The organism is Paraburkholderia acidisoli, from assembly GCF_009789675.1.
Classification (GTDB): Bacteria; Pseudomonadota; Gammaproteobacteria; order Burkholderiales; family Burkholderiaceae; genus Paraburkholderia; species Paraburkholderia acidisoli.
Map to the genome: position 1 here is coordinate 1,574,499 of NZ_CP046913.1, position 17,944 is coordinate 1,592,442.

General features: G+C 66.9%; 19 protein-coding genes. 5 read left to right on the forward strand and 14 right to left on the reverse strand.

Features of this window, described 5'->3' with window-relative positions; genetic code table 11:
• Positions 1 to 227 precede the first annotated feature (227 nt).
• Positions 228 to 1,769 (forward strand): methyl-accepting chemotaxis protein, encoded by a 1,542-nt coding sequence (locus FAZ98_RS06800; RefSeq protein ID WP_158949990.1) that lies wholly within the window; start codon positions 228 to 230, stop codon positions 1,767 to 1,769.
• A gap of 28 nt (positions 1,770 to 1,797) precedes the next feature.
• Here FAZ98_RS06800 and FAZ98_RS06805 read toward each other — a convergent pair whose 3' ends face one another.
• The 8 genes from FAZ98_RS06805 to FAZ98_RS06840 all read right to left on the reverse strand — a co-directional run bounded on the left by FAZ98_RS06805 (position 1,798) and on the right by FAZ98_RS06840 (position 11,683).
• Positions 1,798 to 2,952 carry a CaiB/BaiF CoA transferase family protein gene (locus tag FAZ98_RS06805; RefSeq protein ID WP_158949992.1) on the reverse strand — a complete coding sequence of 385 codons (1,155 nt, stop codon included), beginning with the start codon at positions 2,950 to 2,952 and terminating at the stop codon, positions 1,798 to 1,800.
• Between the two features lie 170 nt (positions 2,953 to 3,122).
• A complete protein-coding gene (locus FAZ98_RS06810; protein WP_158949994.1) occupies positions 3,123 to 4,799 on the reverse strand; it encodes an electron transfer flavoprotein-ubiquinone oxidoreductase in 1,677 nt (558 codons plus the stop codon).
• Between the two features lie 43 nt (positions 4,800 to 4,842).
• Complete coding sequence (locus FAZ98_RS06815) at positions 4,843 to 6,633, reverse strand: acyl-CoA dehydrogenase (protein ID WP_158949996.1); 1,791 nt, start codon at positions 6,631 to 6,633, stop codon at positions 4,843 to 4,845.
• Between the two features lie 162 nt (positions 6,634 to 6,795).
• Positions 6,796 to 7,800: an AraC family transcriptional regulator gene (locus tag FAZ98_RS06820; RefSeq protein WP_158949998.1), complete on the reverse strand. Its 1,005-nt coding sequence runs from the start codon at positions 7,798 to 7,800 to the stop codon at positions 6,796 to 6,798.
• A 168-nt stretch (positions 7,801 to 7,968) separates the two neighbouring features.
• Positions 7,969 to 9,987, reverse strand: a complete 2,019-nt coding sequence (locus FAZ98_RS06825; RefSeq protein ID WP_158950000.1) for an acetoacetate--CoA ligase — start codon at positions 9,985 to 9,987, stop codon at positions 7,969 to 7,971.
• A gap of 193 nt (positions 9,988 to 10,180) precedes the next feature.
• A complete protein-coding gene (locus FAZ98_RS06830; protein WP_233272681.1) occupies positions 10,181 to 10,621 on the reverse strand; it encodes a PRC-barrel domain-containing protein in 441 nt (146 codons plus the stop codon).
• A gap of 115 nt (positions 10,622 to 10,736) precedes the next feature.
• Complete coding sequence (locus tag FAZ98_RS06835; protein WP_407672046.1) at positions 10,737 to 11,315, reverse strand: cupin; 579 nt, start codon at positions 11,313 to 11,315, stop codon at positions 10,737 to 10,739.
• Positions 11,312 to 11,683 carry a hypothetical protein gene (locus FAZ98_RS06840; RefSeq protein WP_158950002.1) on the reverse strand — a complete coding sequence of 124 codons (372 nt, stop codon included), beginning with the start codon at positions 11,681 to 11,683 and terminating at the stop codon, positions 11,312 to 11,314. The genes FAZ98_RS06835 and FAZ98_RS06840 overlap by 4 nt, the downstream gene beginning before the upstream one ends.
• Before the next feature lie 244 nt (positions 11,684 to 11,927).
• Here FAZ98_RS06840 and FAZ98_RS06845 point away from each other — a divergent pair, with 244 nt between their 5' ends.
• Complete coding sequence (locus FAZ98_RS06845; RefSeq protein ID WP_158950004.1) at positions 11,928 to 12,089, forward strand: hypothetical protein; 162 nt, start codon at positions 11,928 to 11,930, stop codon at positions 12,087 to 12,089.
• A 24-nt stretch (positions 12,090 to 12,113) separates the two neighbouring features.
• Here the strand turns inward: FAZ98_RS06845 and FAZ98_RS06850 are convergent, their stop codons facing one another.
• The gene (locus FAZ98_RS06850) at positions 12,114 to 12,470 is read right to left on the reverse strand and encodes a chemotaxis protein (RefSeq protein ID WP_158950006.1); all 357 of its coding nucleotides are present in this window, start codon (positions 12,468 to 12,470) and stop codon (positions 12,114 to 12,116) included.
• 199 nt (positions 12,471 to 12,669) lie between these two features.
• Here FAZ98_RS06850 and FAZ98_RS06855 point away from each other — a divergent pair, with 199 nt between their 5' ends.
• Positions 12,670 to 13,113 (forward strand): thioesterase family protein, encoded by a 444-nt coding sequence (locus FAZ98_RS06855; protein ID WP_158950008.1) that lies wholly within the window; start codon positions 12,670 to 12,672, stop codon positions 13,111 to 13,113.
• Between the two features lie 36 nt (positions 13,114 to 13,149).
• Here the strand turns inward: FAZ98_RS06855 and FAZ98_RS06860 are convergent, their stop codons facing one another.
• The 3 genes from FAZ98_RS06860 to FAZ98_RS06870 all read right to left on the reverse strand — a co-directional run bounded on the left by FAZ98_RS06860 (position 13,150) and on the right by FAZ98_RS06870 (position 15,592).
• Positions 13,150 to 13,467, reverse strand: a complete 318-nt coding sequence (locus tag FAZ98_RS06860) for a YnfA family protein (protein ID WP_158950010.1) — start codon at positions 13,465 to 13,467, stop codon at positions 13,150 to 13,152.
• Between the two features lie 70 nt (positions 13,468 to 13,537).
• On the reverse strand, positions 13,538 to 14,341 hold the full coding sequence (phnX, locus tag FAZ98_RS06865; RefSeq protein ID WP_158950012.1) for a phosphonoacetaldehyde hydrolase: 804 nt from the start codon (positions 14,339 to 14,341) through the stop codon (positions 13,538 to 13,540).
• Between the two features lie 45 nt (positions 14,342 to 14,386).
• The gene (locus FAZ98_RS06870) at positions 14,387 to 15,592 is read right to left on the reverse strand and encodes a 2-aminoethylphosphonate--pyruvate transaminase (RefSeq protein WP_158950015.1); all 1,206 of its coding nucleotides are present in this window, start codon (positions 15,590 to 15,592) and stop codon (positions 14,387 to 14,389) included.
• A 118-nt stretch (positions 15,593 to 15,710) separates the two neighbouring features.
• On the opposite strand from FAZ98_RS06870, the gene FAZ98_RS06875 reads away from it, so the two are divergent.
• The gene (locus FAZ98_RS06875) at positions 15,711 to 16,568 is read left to right on the forward strand and encodes a LysR substrate-binding domain-containing protein (protein WP_158950017.1); all 858 of its coding nucleotides are present in this window, start codon (positions 15,711 to 15,713) and stop codon (positions 16,566 to 16,568) included.
• A gap of 44 nt (positions 16,569 to 16,612) precedes the next feature.
• Here the strand turns inward: FAZ98_RS06875 and FAZ98_RS06880 are convergent, their stop codons facing one another.
• Positions 16,613 to 16,834, reverse strand: a complete 222-nt coding sequence (locus FAZ98_RS06880; protein WP_158950019.1) for a hypothetical protein — start codon at positions 16,832 to 16,834, stop codon at positions 16,613 to 16,615.
• A gap of 165 nt (positions 16,835 to 16,999) precedes the next feature.
• Positions 17,000 to 17,296: a YciI-like protein gene (locus FAZ98_RS06885; protein WP_158950022.1), complete on the reverse strand. Its 297-nt coding sequence runs from the start codon at positions 17,294 to 17,296 to the stop codon at positions 17,000 to 17,002.
• Positions 17,297 to 17,551: 255 nt separating this feature from the next.
• Here FAZ98_RS06885 and FAZ98_RS06890 point away from each other — a divergent pair, with 255 nt between their 5' ends.
• On the forward strand, positions 17,552 to 17,869 hold the full coding sequence (locus FAZ98_RS06890; RefSeq protein ID WP_158950024.1) for a PsiF family protein: 318 nt from the start codon (positions 17,552 to 17,554) through the stop codon (positions 17,867 to 17,869).
• The last annotated feature ends 75 nt before the right edge of the window (positions 17,870 to 17,944 follow it).

The following is a 17,944-nucleotide window of genomic DNA, read 5'->3' on the forward strand; positions in this document are numbered from 1 at the left end:
CAGATGCGAGGCGAGCCGGTTTTTCCGCAGAGGAAACAGAGCGGGAGAACCGGCTCGCCGTTGTAAGCTTCCGACTCCGTCGAATTCATAATTTTACATAAGATAAATTATCGATAAAACTGGCGGCGGCGGATCGAGCCCTTTGTAAGCCTGCTCAAGAACCCACACGCTGCGCCGTAATACGTGGATCGGCGGATCTCCGTCATTGAACATCGTCATTCGCCCCCATGAAACTCAGTCGCAAGATTCCGCTCGCGTTCGCCGCGTCGCTCACGTTGATGTCGGCCGGCGCGTTCTACGGCATTCACACGCTCAATCAGGCCATCGACACGTATCGCGTCAACGTGCAGGCCTCGGCCGCCAACGAACGCATGGCGTCGGCCACGCTCGTCGAATTCAAGTTGCAGGTGCAGGAATGGAAAGACACGCTCCTGCGCGGCAAGGATCCGGCCAAGCTCGACAAGTACTGGGGGCAATTCCAGCAGCGCGAACGCACCGTGGACGACCTCGCGGCCACGTTGCAGGCGAAATTGCCCGACGGCGAAGCACGCACGCTCGTGACGCAGTTCGCCGCCGCGCACACGGCCATGGGCCAGGGCTATCGCAAGGGTCTGGAGGCGTTCAAGGCGGCCGGCGCCGATCCGTCCGCGGGCGACGCTCAGGTGGCCGGCGTCGACCGCGCGCCCGCCAATCTGCTCGACAAAGCCGCGCATACGATTGCCGCCGACAACGCCGAGGTCGTCGCCGATGCCGCGCGCCACGCCCAGCGCGCGATCGTCGTGAGCGCCCTGCTCATGGTTGCCGTGTTCGTATTCGCGCTCGCGGGCGGCGTGCTGTTCAGCCGCGCGGTGACGCGCCCGCTCGGCCGCGCCGTCGATTTCGCGCGGGACGTCGCGAACGGCGATCTGTCGACCGACCTGCACGCCCACGGCGACGACGAGACCGCCGAACTGCTGGCCGCGCTCGCGCAAATGCAGGCGAGCCTCGCGCGCGTGGTGAGCGAAGTGCGCGGCAACGCGGAAGGCGTCGCCACGGCGAGCGCGCAGATCGCGAGCGGCAATCTGAATCTCTCCTCGCGCACCGAGGAACAGGCCGCGTCGCTCGAAGAAACGGCCGCGAGCATGGAAGAACTCACGTCGATCGTGCGCATGAACGCCGAAAACGCCCAGCACGCGACCGAACTCGCGGGCACGGCCGCGCAAACGGCCTCGCGCGGCGGCGTCGTGATGCGCGAAGTCGTTGGCACGATGCAGTCGATCGCGGACAGCTCGAACAAAGTTGGCGAGATCATCGGCCTGATCGACGGCATTGCATTCCAGACCAATATTCTGGCGCTCAACGCCGCCGTGGAAGCCGCGCGCGCGGGCGAACAAGGCCGCGGTTTCGCCGTGGTCGCGGGGGAAGTGCGCACGCTCGCGCAGCGCAGCGCGGCGGCGGCGCGCGAGATCAAGGAGCTGATCGCGCAGTCGGCGCAGCGCGTGGAAGCGGGCTCGACGCTGGTGGCGAACGCCGGCCAGATCATCGACGAGATCGTGGGCTCCGTGCACCGCGTGACGACCACCGTCGGCGAAATCTCGACGGCCTCGCGCGAGCAATCCACCGGCATCGAGCAGGTCAACGTGGCCGTCACGCAAATGGACGAAGTCACGCAGCAGAACGCCGCGCTGGTCGAGGAAGCCTCGGCGGCGGCGCATGCGCTCGCCGAGCAGGCGCACGCGCTGCGCGAGGCGGTGGCCGCGTTCCGTCTGCGCGAGCCGGCGTTCGCCTGAGATTCGCCTGACCGTCAGGCGTAACGGCTTACATCACATAGCCGAGGCCGTTTTCGCGCATGCGGGCGATGGCGGCCTCGTCGAAACCCCAGTCGAGCAGCGCCGATAACCCACGTTCGCCGCGCGCGGGCGCCCTCGCCCCGAGCGCCGACGGCGTGCCCGAAAAGCGCGGCGCGGGCGCAGGCTGCACGACGCCGTGCGCCTCCACGAAACTGCCGCGCGCGGCGTTGTGCGCATGCGCGGGCGCTTCCGAAAACCCGAGCACGGGCGCCACGCACGCGTCGCGGCCGTCGAACACGGCGCACCATTCGTCACGCGTGCGGGAAGCGAAGGCAGCCGTAAAACGCTCGCGCAACATGGGCCAACCCGCGCGGTCGTGCTGGGGCGGCAGACCGGCATCGGCAAGGCCGAGTCCGTCGATGAACTGCGCGTAGAAGCGCGCCTCCACGGCGCCGACCGTCATGTACTGGCCGTCTTTCGTGCGATAGCTGTCGTACCAGGGCGTGCCGCCATCGAGCAGATTGCTCTCGCGCGACTCGCGCCAATGCCCGGACGCCATCAAGCCCCACACCACCGAGCCGAGTTGCGCGGCGCCCTCCACCATGGCCGCGTCCACCACCTGGCCCGCGCCACCGCGCTGCACGTGGCAGAGCGCCGCGACCACGCCGAGCGCGAGCAGCATGCCGCCACCGCCATAATCGCCGACGAGATTCAGCGGCGGCACCGGCGCCTCGCCCGCGCGGCCGATGCCCGACAGCACGCCCGAGAGCGCGATGTAATTGAGGTCGTGCCCGGCGCGTTGCGCGAGTGGCCCGCTCTGCCCCCAGCCCGTCATGCGCCCGTAGACGAGCCTGGGATTGCGCGCGAGCGCGGCTTCGGGACCGAGGCCGAGGCGCTCCATGGTGCCGGGCCGAAAGCCCTCGACGAGCACGTCGGCTTCCGCGATCAGATCGAGCGCGGCCTGCGCCGCTTCGGGACGCTTGAGGTCGAGCGTGAGCGAGCGCCGCCCTCGCCCGGTCACGTCCGCGCGCGCGCCCTCGCGCTTCGGCCCGAGATCGTCGGGCGCGACGGGACGGTCGATGCGGATCACGTCCGCGCCCATGTCGGCCAGCAGCATCGTGCCGAACGGCGCCGGGCCGATCGCCTCGAACTCCAGCACGCGAAATCCGCTCAAAACGCCCATGTTTCGTGTCTCCGTTCGTGATCGTCGGACGAACATACGCGAGCGCGTGGCGGAAAGAACCCCCCGCGTTCGGTGGGTCGAACGCGCGCCAATGCAAAAAAGCCGCTCCGGTTTCTCAACCGAAGCGGCTTTTTTATCTCGACTTCCGAACGGCGCGTACCTGTGCGCGCTTACATGTTCGGATAGTTCGGCCCGCCGCCGCCTTCCGGCGTGACCCACACGATATTCTGCGTCGGGTCCTTGATGTCGCAGGTCTTGCAGTGCACGCAGTTCTGCGCGTTGATCTGCAGACGATCGCTGCCGTCGTCGTTCTTCACGAACTCGTACACCGCCGCCGGGCAGAAACGCGCCTCGGGACCCGCATACGTGCGCAGGTTCACATCGACGGGAACCTTCGCGTCTTTCAGCGTGAGGTGCGCGGGCTGGTTCTCTTCGTGATTTGTGTTCGAGATGAACACCGAAGAAAGCCGGTCGAACGTGAGCTTGCCGTCGGGTTTCGGATACTCGATCGGCTTGCACTGCGACGCGGGTTTCAGCATTTCGTTGTCGCGATGCTGGTGATGCAGCGTCCACGGCACGTTGCCGCCCATGAGCTTCTGCTCGATGCCCACCATCAGCGTGCCGAGGTACAGGCCCTTGCCCATCCACTGCTTGAAATTGCGCGCCTTGTAAAGCTCGGTGTAAAGCCACGACTGCTTGAACGCTTCCGGATACGCCGCGAGTTCGTCCTGCTGACGCCCTGCCTGCACGGCGTCGAACGCGGCGTCAGCGGCGAGCATGCCGGTCTTGATCGCCGCGTGCGAACCCTTGATGCGCGAGACGTTGAGAAAACCTGCATCGTCGCCAACGAGTGCGCCGCCCTTGAACACGAGCTTGGGCAGCGACATCAGGCCGCCCGCCGTAATCGCGCGCGCGCCGTACGAGACGCGCTTGCCGCCTTCGAGATATTTGCGGATCTCGGGGTGCGTCTTGTAGCGCTGGAATTCCTCGAACGGCGAGAGATACGGATTCTGGTACGCGAGGCCCACGACAAAACCCACCATCACCTGGTTATTGTCGATGTGATACAGGAACGAGCCGCCGTACGTGTCGCTTTCGAGCGGCCAGCCGGCCGTGTGGATCACGAGGCCCGGCTGGTGCTTCGACGGATCGATTTCCCACAGTTCCTTGATGCCGATGCCGTAGACCTGCGGATCGGCGTCGCGGTCGAGCTTGAGCTTTTCGTTGAGCTGGCGTCCCAGATGCCCGCGCGCGCCTTCGCAGAACAGCGTGTATTTCGCGTGCAGTTCCATGCCGAGCTGGAAATTCTCGGTGGGTTCGCCGTCCTTGCCCACGCCCATGTTGCCGGTGGCGACGCCTTTCACCGCGCCGTTTTCGTCGAAGAGAATTTCGGCGGCCGGAAAGCCCGGGAAGATCTCTACGCCCAGCGCCTCGGCCTGCTGACCGAGCCAGCGCGTGACGTTCGCGAGGCTGATCACATAGTTGCCGTGGTTCTTGAAGTTATCGGGCAGCGCCCAGTTCGGCACGGCTTTCGCGCCCGTTTCGGAGAGGAACAGGAATTTGTCTTCGGCCACGGGCACGTTCAGCGGCGCGCCTTTTTCCTTCCAGTCGGGGAAGAGTTCGGTGATGGCGCGCGGGTCCATGACCGCGCCCGAGAGGATATGCGCCCCGATTTCCGAGCCCTTCTCGAGCACGCACACGCCGATCTCGACGCCTTGTTCTGCCGCCCGTTGCTTCAGGCGGATCGCCGCGGAGAGCCCGGCCGGGCCGCCACCGACGATTACCACGTCGTATTCCATCGACTCGCGGGGACCGTATTGCTCGATCAGTGCTTCATTCGGGGACATTTCGTATTCCTTGTTATGGATCGCGGCCTTGCGCGGGCAACGATCAGAACTGCACTTCGCTCAACGCGAGCACGCTGGCATCGCCTCTGGCGCTCAGGATCGCCGTTTCGAGACCGCCTGCCTGGGCGAGAACGTGCTCGCCGTAGAACTGGGCGATCGCAATTTTCGCGCCGTGGAATTCGAGGTCCTGCTCGAATTCGCGCTGCGACGCGAGCAATGCGCGGCCCATCTGCCAGCCGCACAGCACGATGCCCGCGAGCTTCAGATACGGCACGCTGCCCGCGAATACGGCGTTCGGGTCGCGCTTGACGTTGGCCAGCACGAAATCGACGACATTGGCGAGCGACTGCGCGCCCTTCTCCAGTTGCGCGCGCAACGACTGCGCCGCCGCGCTGCCCGCTTGACCGAGCGCTTCGCAGGTCTGCGCGATCTCGCCGAGCAGCGCCTTCGCGACCGCGCCGCCGTCGCGCACCGTCTTGCGGCCGATCAGGTCGTTCGCCTGGATCGCCGTCGTGCCTTCGTAGATGGCGAGAATGCGCGCGTCGCGGTAATACTGCGCGGCGCCGGTTTCCTCGATAAAGCCCATACCGCCATGCACCTGCACGCCGAGACTCGCCACGTCGTTGACCATTTCCGTGCTCCAGCCCTTCACGATCGGCACGAGGAATTCGTAGATGGCCTGATGGCGCGCACGCACGTCGGCGTCGGCGTGACCGTGCGCGAGATCGCTATGCGCGGCCGCGACATACGCGAGCGCCCGCGCGCCTTCGGTCAGCGCGCGCATCGTGCCGAGCATGCGGCGCACGTCCGGATGATGAATGATGGTCGCCGAAGTTTTCAGCGAACCGTCCACCGGGCGGCTCTGCACGCGTTCCTTCGCGTAGGCCACGGCCTTCTGGTACGCGCGATCGGCAACACCCACGCCCTGCATGCCCACGCCGAAGCGCGCGGCGTTCATCATGATGAACATGTATTCGAGGCCGCGATTTTCTTCGCCGATGAGGTAGCCGGTCGCGCCGCCGTGGTCGCCGTATTGCAGCACCGCCGTGGGGCTCGCCTTGATGCCGAGCTTGTGTTCGATCGACACGCAGTGCACGTCGTTGCGCGCGCCCAGCGTGCCGTCTTCGTTCACGAGGAACTTGGGCACGATAAAGAGCGAAATGCCCTTCACGCCTTCGGGCGCATTGGGCGTGCGCGCGAGCACGAGATGGACGATGTTCTCCGCCATGTCGTGCTCGCCCCAGGTGATGAAGATCTTCGTGCCGAACACGCGGTACGTGCCGTCGCCCTGCGGTTCGGCGCGCGAACGCACGAGCGCGAGATCGGAGCCCGCCTGCGGTTCCGTGAGGTTCATCGTGCCGGTCCACTCGCCCGAGATCAGCTTGGGCACGTAACGCATCTTCTGCGCTTCGGTGCCCGCCGTGAGCAGGGCTTCGATCGCGCCGTCGGTGAGCAGCGGGCACAGCGCGAACGAGAGGTTCGCGGCGTTGAGCATTTCGATGCACGGCGTGGCGACGAGCTTGGGCAGCGCCTGGCCGCCGTATTCGGCGGGATGTTGCAGACCTTGCCAGCCGCCTTCCACGAACTGGCGAAATGCCGCCGCGAAACCCGCCGTGGCGGTCACGGCGCCGTCGCGCCAGGTGCTGGGCGCGCGGTCGCCTTCCACGTTGAGCGGCGCGATGACCTCGCCCGCGAGCTTCGCGCATTCGTCGAGCACGGCCTGGGCGGTATCGAAACCCGCCTCTTCGAAGCCGGGCAAGGCCGCGACGGCCTCGATGCCGGCCAGTTCCTTCAGCACGAACAGCATGTCCTTGACGGGGGCGAGATAGCTCATGGTCGTTGTTCCAGTCGAATACGCGAGTCAGGTAAGCGCCGGTGGCCGGCGTGGCAGCACGCATCGTAGCGTCAATCGCCCGCAAACCGGGTGTCGAAACCGGACCACATAGTGACAAATCTGGCCACGCCGTTTGCGCACTTGGCCACCCGTTGCGGGGGGTCAGGGCTGCTTGCGGTAGGTGCCGGGCGTGCTGCCGGTCCAGTGACGGAAGGCCCGGTGGAACGCGCTCGGGTCGTCGAAACCGAGGTCGCTGCCGATGGCGGCCACGGTGTCCTGCGTGTCGGTGAGGCGCTGGATCGCCACGTCGCGGCGCAATTCGTCCTTGAGCGCCTGAAACGTGGTCTCTTCCGCGGCCAAACGGCGGCACAGCGTGCGCACCGAGCAATGCAGATGGCGCGCGGCGGCTTCGATGGTCGGCAAGCCGGGCAGTTGCGCCGCGAGAAACTGCCGCACGTTATGGCTCACCAGTTGCTCGCTGAACGATTCGAAGATCCAGTCGCCGGGCGAGCGCGCGAGAAACGCCCGTAGATTGCGCTTGCTCTGGCGGATCGGCATGTCGAGATACGCGGCGCTGAAGCGCATCAGCGTGGCCTCGCAGCCGAAGTGCACGGGCCCGGAAAAGAAGTAGCGATGATCGAGCGCATGCGCCGGTTGCGGGCACGCGAAATCCACCTGCAACAGCGGAATGCGCTGCCCGATGAGCCAGGAACACACGCCGTGCGCGAGCTTGAGCATCAGCTCCTGGCCGAGCGGCCCGAGCGCGCCGAACGCGGGATTCGCGCGCAACGCCACTTGCGCGACCAGCCCGTTGCGGCGCGAATCGAGACGAAAATCGTCTAGAACGATGTGGAAGAACTGATCGAAGCGATGCAGCGCCGTTTCGAGGTTGCGCGCGTCGAGCAGGCTCAGGCAGAGAAACTTGAGCGTGCCGCTGCGAAACGGCCGGCTGAAGATGCCGGGCATCTCGTCGTCCAGTTCGATCGCGAGCGTGCGATAGAGCGTCGAGAATTGCTCTTCCGTCACGCGGCCGCCCGGTTTCGCGAGCAATTCCGGCGCGATGCCCGCCTCCTTGAGATAGCGGCGAATCACGGCGGGCTGCGCGCCCGCACCGGCGAGAAAGCCGTTGACGAGCGAAATGGGAACGGTGGCGCTGGGCGATGGCATGCTTGAGCGGGCGGGCGGGCGGGTGGGTCGGCGTGCGCGGTCTCGCGTGGACGTTGCGCGGTACCTCGCGCCGTAAGCCGAACGGGACGCGCAGGGACGCGCAGGCGCGGCGCGAAAGCCGCTAATGCGAATGGGCGAGCGGGTTCAGCGCGCCATTCTAAAGCCTCCTCACGCCGCCCCGCCCTGCGCTTCGCGCTGTTCCTCGCGAACGCGCGCGAAATCGGCGAACCACGCGAGGCTTTCCGGATTGGCCATCGTGTCCGGATTCGCCACCTTGTCGAGCGGCTGACCGAGCAGCAGGCGCTTGATCGGAATCTCCATCTTCTTGCCCGAGAGCGTGCGCGGCACGGCGGCGACCTGATGCACTTCGTCGGGCACGTGCCGCGCCGAAAGCGCCTCGCGCACCCGCGTGCGAATCGCGGCGGTGAGTGCCTCGTCGAGTTGCACGCCGGGCCGCAGCACCACGAAGAGCGGCATCGACGAAGCGCGCCCGAGGTACTCCAGATCGACCACGAGGCTGTCCAGCACCTCGGGCAGCGACTCCACCGCGCGATACAGCTCGCTCGTGCCCATGCGGATGCCGTGCCGGTTGATCGTCGCATCCGAGCGGCCGTAGATGATCGCGCCGCCGTGCGGCGTGATGCGCAGCCAGTCGCCGTGGCGCCAGATGCCGGGATACGTGTCGAAGTAACTCTCGCGATAGCGGCGGTTGTCCGTGTCGCGCCAGAAGTACAGCGGCATCGAAGGCATGGGCACGGTGCAGACGAGTTCGCCCACTTCGTCGATGAGCGGCCGCCCGGCTTCGTCGAATGCCTCCACGCGCGCGCCGAGGCAGCGGCACTGCATTTCGCCCAGCCGCACGGGCAAGGTCGGCAAGCCGCCCAGGAAGCAGCCCGCGAAGTCGGTGCCGCCCGAGATCGCGTCGATCCACACGGGGCCGACGCGCTCCAGGATCCACGTATAGCATTCGGGCGGCAGCGGCGAACCGGTCGCGCCCACGGCGCGCAAGCGCGACAGATCGGCGGCGGCGCGCGGCGCGACGTCGGCCTTGAGGCAACCCTGAAAATACGCGGAGCCCGCGCCGAAGAACGTCACGCCCGCCTCGCCCACGAAGCGCCATAGCGAATCCGCCTGCGGATAGCCGGGATTGCCGTCGTAGAGGCACAGCGTCGCGCCCACGAGCAGGCCGCCCAGCTGGCAATTCCACATGATCCAGCTCGTGCTCGCGTACCAGAGAAAGCGGTCGCCCGCGTGCAGGTCGAGGTGCAGCGCCATGATCTTCACGTGTTCGAGCACCACGCCGCCGTGCGAATGCACGATGGCTTTCGGCAGGCCCGTGGTGCCCGACGAATAGACGATCCACAGCGGATGATCGAACGGCACCGCTTCAATTTCGAGCGCCCCGCCGCCGGGCGGCGCTTCGGCCGTAATGGCGTCTTGCCACGCGATCGCATTGGGAAAATCGGTTGCGCGCGCATCGATGTCGAGTTGCGGAACGAGCACGAGATGGTCGACGCTCGGCAAGTCGCGCAGCAGTTGCGCGATCAGGTCGCGGCGATCGTGGGCCTTGCCGCCGTAGCGATAGCCATCCACGGCAATCAGCACTTTCGGCTCGATTTGGCGAAAGCGGTCGAGCACGGCGAGCGGCCCCATGTCGGGCGAGCACACCGACCAAATCGCGCCCACGCTCGCGGTGGCCAGAAATGCCACGACGGTATCGGCCGTATTCGGCAGGTAGGCCGCGACGCGATCGCCGCGTCGCACGCCGAGCCGCCGCAATGTGGCCGCGCAGGCGGCCACCTGCTGACGCAATTCGGCCCAGCTGACTTCGCGAATGATTCCGGGCGTCGCACCGCTTTCGCTCCGCGCGACGATGGCCGGACGCGACGCGTCCGCGTGCCGGAACACCTGATCGACGTAATTGAGTTCGACGCCCGGAAACCATTGCGCGCCCGGCATCGACGCATCGGCGAGCGCCACGCCGCGCGCGTGTTTCGCGCGAATGTCCGCCCAGTCCCAGAACGCGCACCAGAAGCCGTCGACGTCGTCGACGGACCAGCGCCACAATGCGTCGTAATCGTCGAACTGCAGGCCGCGCGATTGCGCGAGCCAGCGCGTGAATTGCGTGATGCGCGCCGCTTCGATCTGCTGCGGCGTGGGCGTCCAGGCGGGTGCGATGTCGTTCATGTCGATGCGGGGCGGTCACGTTGGGCTCGTACGCGCCCATGGTGCCAAAGCCGCCGCACGGCGAACAATTGCGGGAAACCATCGGAACCGTGCCGAACGCCTGGCAGGCATTGCGCTCTGCGCGTCCGGCACGGTCTACGACGATGCGCGACGCATCGCGCACCGGTCGTGTTCAAAGCGCATCAGGCGCGCATCAGTCGTGGGCGTAGTTGAATTCGGGCATCGCCTTCAACTGGGTCTTGTCGGTTTGCAGCACGATCTGCTTGGCGCTGATCTGCAGATCGTTGAACGGCACCGCCACGAGATGCTTGCCCATGCCGAGGAAACCGCCCACCGAGAGAATGGCGAACGCGCCTTGATTGGGCGACTCGAGCACGATGTCGTCGATGGCGCCGATCTTGCTGCCGCTGTTGTCGTAGACGTCGGAACCCACGAGCTTGGAGGCGCGGAAACCGATGCCCGACTGCACGGTCGCCATGCGCTGCACGGCGATCGATTGCGGCGCGCCTTGCGCTTGCGCGGCCGAGACCGCGCCCAGACCGCAGGCTAGCGCCACCGTCATCGACATAAAGGTACGCGTCGCGCGCGTTTTCGTATGGCGCGAAAGGCGCGGCATGCTATGCAGTGTTTTCATAATTTTCTCCTTGCTTTGCGTCGTCGCGAGACTCTCGCAATTGCAAGCGCTGTGCCTGCCGCGCGCGTTCCAGGCGAGCCTGAAACGCCTTGCCACTTTCTGCCCACACCGGGATTCACGCCTGCGCAAGCCAGTGTTCGATCAGCGGCCCTTGTGCGCCCAGGATCGGATCTTTCGCGGGAAACGGCAGCGCCTGCATCGCGCGCAACTCGGCGGGCGTGAGCGCGTCGCGGCGAATGTCCCACTGCTGCCCGCGCGGATAACCGCCCGCCACCCGAAAGCCGCCCGCGAGCGAGAGCAGGCAGTGACCGGTGCCCGCGGGCAGCAACAGCGCGTCGCCAGCATGCACGCGCACGACGCGCCCGCCCGGGCCGCCGAGAATCAACTCGGCCGTGCCCGCGAATACGCCGAGCACTTCGTGGGCCGTGGAGTGGAAATGGTGATAGTCGAACACGCCGTCGTGCCACTGCACGGGCCAGTCGTTCGCCTCGAAGCGTTCGTTGAAGGCCTGCGCCATATCCTGCTTGCCGGGCGTCATGGCGCGCCGGTAAAGGATCACGGGTAGCCGCGCGTTGTTGGGCACCCAGCTATGCGGCGCGAGATGAAACGTCTCGACGCTGCTCTCGCGCGACGCGGTGCGCTCGGTGCGCGCGTGACGTGGAAAATGGAAAGCGCGATTTTCTTGCATCGTCATTGCCCCTTCGCGTCGCGGCCGGCCGGCAGACTTGCCGGTTGGCTGGCGGACAGCGTGTTGTGTTTCGCGTATGCCGCGTGGTGAGTGGAATGCGTCGATCCGGAATGCGTCGACGGCGAGGCGTTCGCCCCGCCGGGTCCGGCGCGCGAGTTGCCTGGCTGCGTTGCACTGGCTGCGCTAACGCCCGCGGTGCTGGGCACCGGCGCAGCGCGGCCGGACGTGGCGCCGCCCGTTTGCGTGGCGGGTGCGGTCGTGGGCCGGTCCGCGCCGGTGTTGTCCTGGGCGCGCGTGCCGATCGCGGTGGTCGCCGTGACGAGTGCGGTCACGCAACACGCGCCAAAGGCGATCAGGCTGCCACGGTGCTTCATCGAACCTCTCCTGTGCAAAGCGTCGACGACTACACCGCAACTCATGTTCCACGCATGCCCTTCATCGTCGGAAACCTCGCCCAGCGCGGAACCCTGACCGCTCGAACGGTCGCACCGTGCAAGCTCGAAGACAACGGCACGCCGATTGCTTGGCGAGGGTACGTACACCATTCTTTCGCCCGCGCGCGTACGTCGTCCAGCGCAATCCGTGGATGCCGCGCGCGAGCCGCACCCGGAGAATTCCATGCGTTTCGATTCCATGCTGGTGTACCGCGCGCACTTGCCCACCGAGGAGCCCAACGACACGCCACAGCAGCCGAAAATCCCGCCTGTGCCGGACACGGAGCCGCCCCCGATTCCCGAGGGCGATCCGCCGAACGATGCGCCGCCGGAGCGGCTGGCATGAGCGGCGAGCCGCGAAGATGAACGGTTAAGGCATCTCGTCTTCGTCGTCGGGGAGATCGAGATCCTCGAAGTTGTCGGCAAGCGGCAGTTGCTCGATGCGATCGGGCAACACGTCGCTGTCGGGTTCGAGCGAGCCGTCGCCGTCGGCGGAAGCACGTTCGCCCGTGCCGGAGCGATCCGTGTCGCTCATCGCCTCGTCCACGCCTTCTTCGAGCGCGTGGTTATCGAGTTCCGTATCGCGGTCGAAGTCGTGGCGCTTCGCACCGCGCGTATCGCTGCCGCTGTCCGAGGAATCGCCGGGGCCGAGCGAATCCACGTCGTGGCCCGGGGCGTTGGCCGGCGCGATGTCGTCGTCGTTATCGGGGTCGAGCGTGCTGGTCATGGCGTTCTCCTGAAGAAAGGCGTTGCCGGTACGCGCTTCTCCAGCAGATGGCGTGCCGCAAAGAGGAACGCGCGGGCCTGGAAGCGTTCGATCGACGACGTGCACGCCTGCGTGCGCGACGCCCCATCGGCGTTCTCCGCCTTTACAATCGCGGGCACGCCGCCTCGCGGCTCACCTTCCCTCTTTCGCGCAACGCATCATGGCCCGCATCCATCTGCAGTTTCCCGACGATCAGTTCTTTTACACGACGCATCTCACGGTGCGCGTCACCGACATCAACTTCGCGAATCATCTCGCCAACGACTCGATGATTTCGATGATCTCCGAAGCACGCGCCCGCTTTCTGTTCGACGCGGGCATCGAGGACATGAAAGCGGCCCACGTGAGCATCATCGTCACGGATCTCGCCACGACCTATCGCGCCGAAGCCTATGCGCGCGACGAACTCGCCTTCGAAGTCGGCATCATGGATTTCAACAAGTACGGCGGCGACATCATCTTTCGCATTACGCGCCCGGCCGACAACACGCTCATCGCCATGGCGAAATCGGGCTTCGTGTTCTTCGACTACGAGGCGAAAAAAGTCGTGCCGATGCCGCAGGCGTTCCGCGACAAGTTTCCGCAGGTGAATGCGCTGGCGTGAGGAAGCACGCGGCGTCGCGCCGAGAAATGCGCCGTATCAGCGCGGCTGGAACGCGATGAGCGCCATGCCCGCGAGCGTGAAGGCCATGCCGGCCCAATCCCACGCGCTGGGCCGGATCGCCTCGACGCCCCAGAGCCAGAGGATCGCCACGCACACGTAAACACCGCCATACGCGGCGTAGGTGCGCCCCGCCGCCGTGGGATGCAGCGTGAGCAGCCATGCGAACAGCGCGAGCGAGGCCGCGGCGGGAATCAGCCACCAGGCGCTCGCGCCTTCGCGCAACCAGCGCCACGGCAAATAGCAGCCGACGATCTCGGCGAGTGCGGTGACGACGAACAGCAGAAACGTCTTCATGGGCAACGGCGTTTTGACGGGGCGCCCATGTTACCGCACGGCTCGCGTGCGGTCGTGCCAGACAGGGAACTCAGGGCCGCTCGCCGCGCGCGAGACGCGCCTCGATCTCGCCCACCACGGGCAGCAGGTCCGCCACGCTGTCGATCACGTAATGCGCGCCCGCCGCGCGCAGGCGTTCCACGGCCGCGCTGCGGCGGCGCGAGAATTCGTCGGGGGCGAGCGCGTGGACTTCGTCTTCGGAAAGACCGAACGCATTGCCGCTCACCGCCACGCCCACGGCCCACGTGCCGCCGTTGATGCCCTCTTCGATGCCTACTTCGGTGTCGTCCACCTTGATCGCGTCGCGCGCGCGCCAGACGCCCAGTTGCGGCAGCGTGCGATAGATCATGTACGGCGAGGGGCGGCCTTCGGGCGTGTCGCCGGTGCACACGAGACTGTCCGCCTCGAAGCCTTGCGCGGCCGCGCCCGGCAGAATCCGCTCCATGATTTCGCGCGTGTAGCCCGTGGTCGAGCCAATGCGCACGCCGTCCGCGCGCAGCCGCGCCGTCACGGCGGCAACGCCCGGAATCACGTCGCTGTAGTGCGCGGCCACGGCCACGTTCTTCGGCACGAACACGTCGTAGACCGCGTCGATATCGGCCTCGCCGGGCGCGTGGCCGTAGTGCTCGCGCCACGCCGCCGCGACGCGCGGCAACGCCATCAGCGCGGCGATATGCGGACGCTTGGCCATGCCCATCGGCCCGCGTGCTTCCTCGATGGTGATTGGCACCCCGAACTGTTCGAAGGTTTCGACGAAGGCGCCCATCGGCGCGCGCGAACCGTAGTCCACCACGGTGCCGGCCCAATCGAAAATCACTGCCTTGACGTGTTTCATTGCGGTCGTCCTGCGAAAAATGAGCGTGAAAAGTAAGCGTGAAAATCAGGCGGCGAGCGAAGTCGCCGGCGGCGTGCCTGACGAGTCGGCCAGCGAAGTGTCCAGCGCGGCGCGTGCGCCGGCATCGGCGGCGGCGGGTGCGGCGTGCCGCACGCCCAGCGCCTTCAGCGCGTCGGCGCAGGCGGCCACCACGCCGCGCATGACGTCGGCGTCGAGCGCGCCGATGCAACCGATGCGAAAGCTCTCCACGTCGGTGAGCTTGCCCGGATAGATGATGAAACCCTGCGCTTTCATGCGCTCGTAGAAGCGCGTGAAATCGAAGGCGGGATCGGCCGGAGAAAAGAACGTGACGATGATCGGCGAGCGCCACTGCTCGGTCAGCAGCGGCTCGAAACCGAGCGCCCGCATGCCCGCGACCAGCACGTCGCGGTTGCGCGTGTAGCGCGCGAGGCGGCCCGGCTGGCCGCCTTCGAGCGCATGCAGACGCAGCGCCTCGATGAACGCCGCCACGGCGTGCGTGGGCGGCGTGAAGCGCCATTGGCCCGTGCGGTTCATCGTCTCCCATTGATCGTGCACGTCGAGCGCGAGCGAATGACTCACGCCCTTCGCCGCGCGCAGCACCTCCTGTTTCGCGATCACGAAACCGAAGCCCGGCACGCCCTCGATGCATTTGTTCGCCGACGACACGAACGCGTCGCATGGCAGCGTGCGCACGTCGAGCGGCACGGCGCCGAACGCGCTCATCGAATCGATCAGCAGACGGCGGCCATGGCGCGCGGTCACGGCCGCGATTTCCTCGAGCGGATTGAGAATGCCGGAGCTGGTTTCGCAGTGCACGACCACGACGTGGGTGATGTCGCGCTGCGCGAGCAGCAGGCGCTCGACGTCGGCGGCGCGCGGCGGCAGGTAGTCGCCCGTGTCGTGCACCGTATGGCGGCGGCCCAGATAGCGCAGCGTGGTCGCGATGCGCTTGCCGTACGCGCCGTTCGCGAGCACGAGTGCGTGGCCGTCGCGCGGCACGAAGCTGCCGAGCATGGCCTCCACGCAGTAGCTGCCGCTGCCCTGGAGCGGCACGCAGTCGTAGTCGCCGTGCACGTCGCCGGCGATATCGAGCAGCATGCGGCGCAGCTGGGCGGTCATGGCGCGGAAGTCGGCGTCCCACGAGCCCCAGTCGCGCTGCATGGCCGCTTTGGTCGAAACGGCGGTGGTGAGCGGTCCGGGGGTGAGGAGATACGGCTCGGCGTGGGTCATGCGGTGGCTCCGTGCGGCGGTCGTGACGTGGATGCCGACACGGTAGCGCAGCGGATTGCATCGGTAAAATCGATATAATCGATGTCGATATCGACAAAACTTATGGGAGTGCGCCGCCATGCAATATGCGCAGTTGCGGGCTTTTCATGCGGTGGCCGAGCACGGCGGCTTTTCGCGCGCCGCGCAGGCGCTCTCGCTCACGCAGCCGGCGGTGTCCGACCACGTGCGGCGGCTGGAGCAGGATTTCGGCGTGAAATTGTTCGAGCGTGCGCCGCGCGGCGTCGAATTGACCGATCTCGGCCGCAGGCTCTTCGCGGTGACGCGGCAAATGGTGGGCTGCGAGCGCGATGCGCGGCGCCTGCTCGAAGCGGCGGGCGCGCTCGAATCGGGCGAACTCGCGCTGGTCGCCGACGCGCCCGATCTCGCCATTCAGCTCGTGGGCGCGTTCCGGCGGCGCTACCCCGGCGTGGTCGTGAAACTGGCCATTGCCAACGCGACCGAGTGCATGCGCCGCGTGCTCGCGAGCGAGGCCGACGCCGCGATCACGGCCGCGCGCCAGGTGCACAGCCGCCTGCAGGCGCGCGTGCTGCGCGAGGAACCGCTCGTTGCCGTGGTGCCCGCCGACAGTCCCGCGGCCAAAAAACGCCGCATCACCTACGAGGAACTCGTGCGCGAGCCCATGGTGTTTCGCGAGGCGCAGTCGGTCACGCAGCAATTGCTCGAAGCCGAACTCGTGCGCAAGGGGCTGCAGGTGCAGCCGGTGCTTTACGTGGATGGCCGCGAGGCGCTGCAAACGGCCGTGGCGCAAGGCGTGGGCGTGGGCGTGATCGCGCACGCGGAATTCGGCGAGTCGCGCCGCATTCGCATGCTGCCGCTCGTGGATTGCCAGGTGCGCATGGTGGAGTCGCTCACGCGGCTCGCCGACCCATCCACGTCCAATCTGCTCGACGCGCTGTTCGCCACGGCGCTCGATTGACCCTTCGCTGGGGGCGCCCGCGCGGGTCGGCCGGGCGCCGCGCGTCAAGACACCACGAGATCGATCGCCACGGCATGCAGCAGATCGCGCAGCGTTTCGGCCTGCTCCATGCGCGCGCCGTGCCGCAGATGAATCCGCACCGCGCGCCCCGCGATGCCGTCCACGGGACGCGCGAGCCATAACTCGACGGCGAGGCCCAGACCATCGGGCGCATCGGGCACGACCGGTTCGATCACACGCGGGTTGAAGGCAACGGATTCGGACATGACGGAGCCTCTTCGGTGGCGGATGCCGCCATCGTAGCGAGCCGGCACGCACGCGCCAAACGAGAAATCCGCGTATGCAAATGACCCTGCGCGTGCAATGGAAACGTCACACGAGGCGCGGGGTTTTCACCGGCGCATCCGCTGGGCAGGCCGTGCGCCAGCGCCTCAACGCACCGGGTTCGATGCGCCCTCGCCCACCACCGTCTGCCACGGCCGCACGCGCCAATGCTTCACGAGCCCGGCGTGCACGTAGGGATCGGCCTGCGCGAAGGCTTCGGCCGCAGCCGGGCTGTCGCCCTGAAACAGCAGCAGCGCGGTGTCGACGGGATCGGCAACCGCGCCGCCGAGCAGCAGGTCGCCGCGCTCCGCCGCCGCCCACGCGAGCGCGAGATGCGCGTGGCGATGCGCCGCGCGGCGCTCGAGATAGTCGTCGGCGAGTTCGTACATCAGCAGGTAATGCATGGGCGTTCTCCTCTGAGGATTGGGCGCGCGCATAGGGCGCATGGGGTGCACGTGGCGCGTATGCCTGGCCGGCACCACGCTGGCGCCGCGCGAAGGCCAATGCGCATTGTGCAGCAGCGCCGCGTCAACCGAAGCCGCTGCCACATCGTTTTAAGGGCGGCTTTGCCATAATGGTGACCGCGCGAGGCGCAACACCGGCACTTCGGCCTGGCCGCACGTCTACCGACAACGTCCAAATCCCATGGGAGTCCAACGATGAAGATGCAATCCCTCATTGCTGCAGTCGTGCTGGGCGGCGTGCTGGCCGCGCCGGCTTTCGCCCAGACCGCTGCCCCTGCTGCCCCCGCTACCAATAGCCAGCAGAACAAGATGAAGACCTGCAACACACAGGCCGCCGACAAGAAAGGCGACGACCGCAAGGCCTTCATGAAGCAGTGTCTCTCGGCCGCGGGCGCCCCGGCGCCGACCATGACGCAGCAGGAGCGCATGAAGTCGTGCAACACGCAAGCCACCGGCAAGAAAGGCGACGATCGCAAGGCCTTCATGAAGCAGTGTCTGTCGACGAAGAGCTGAGCCGCACGCGTATCGCCCCCACCGATCTCGACGCGCGCCAACGTTAGTTATCCCGTCATGTTGCAATAAGCGTCG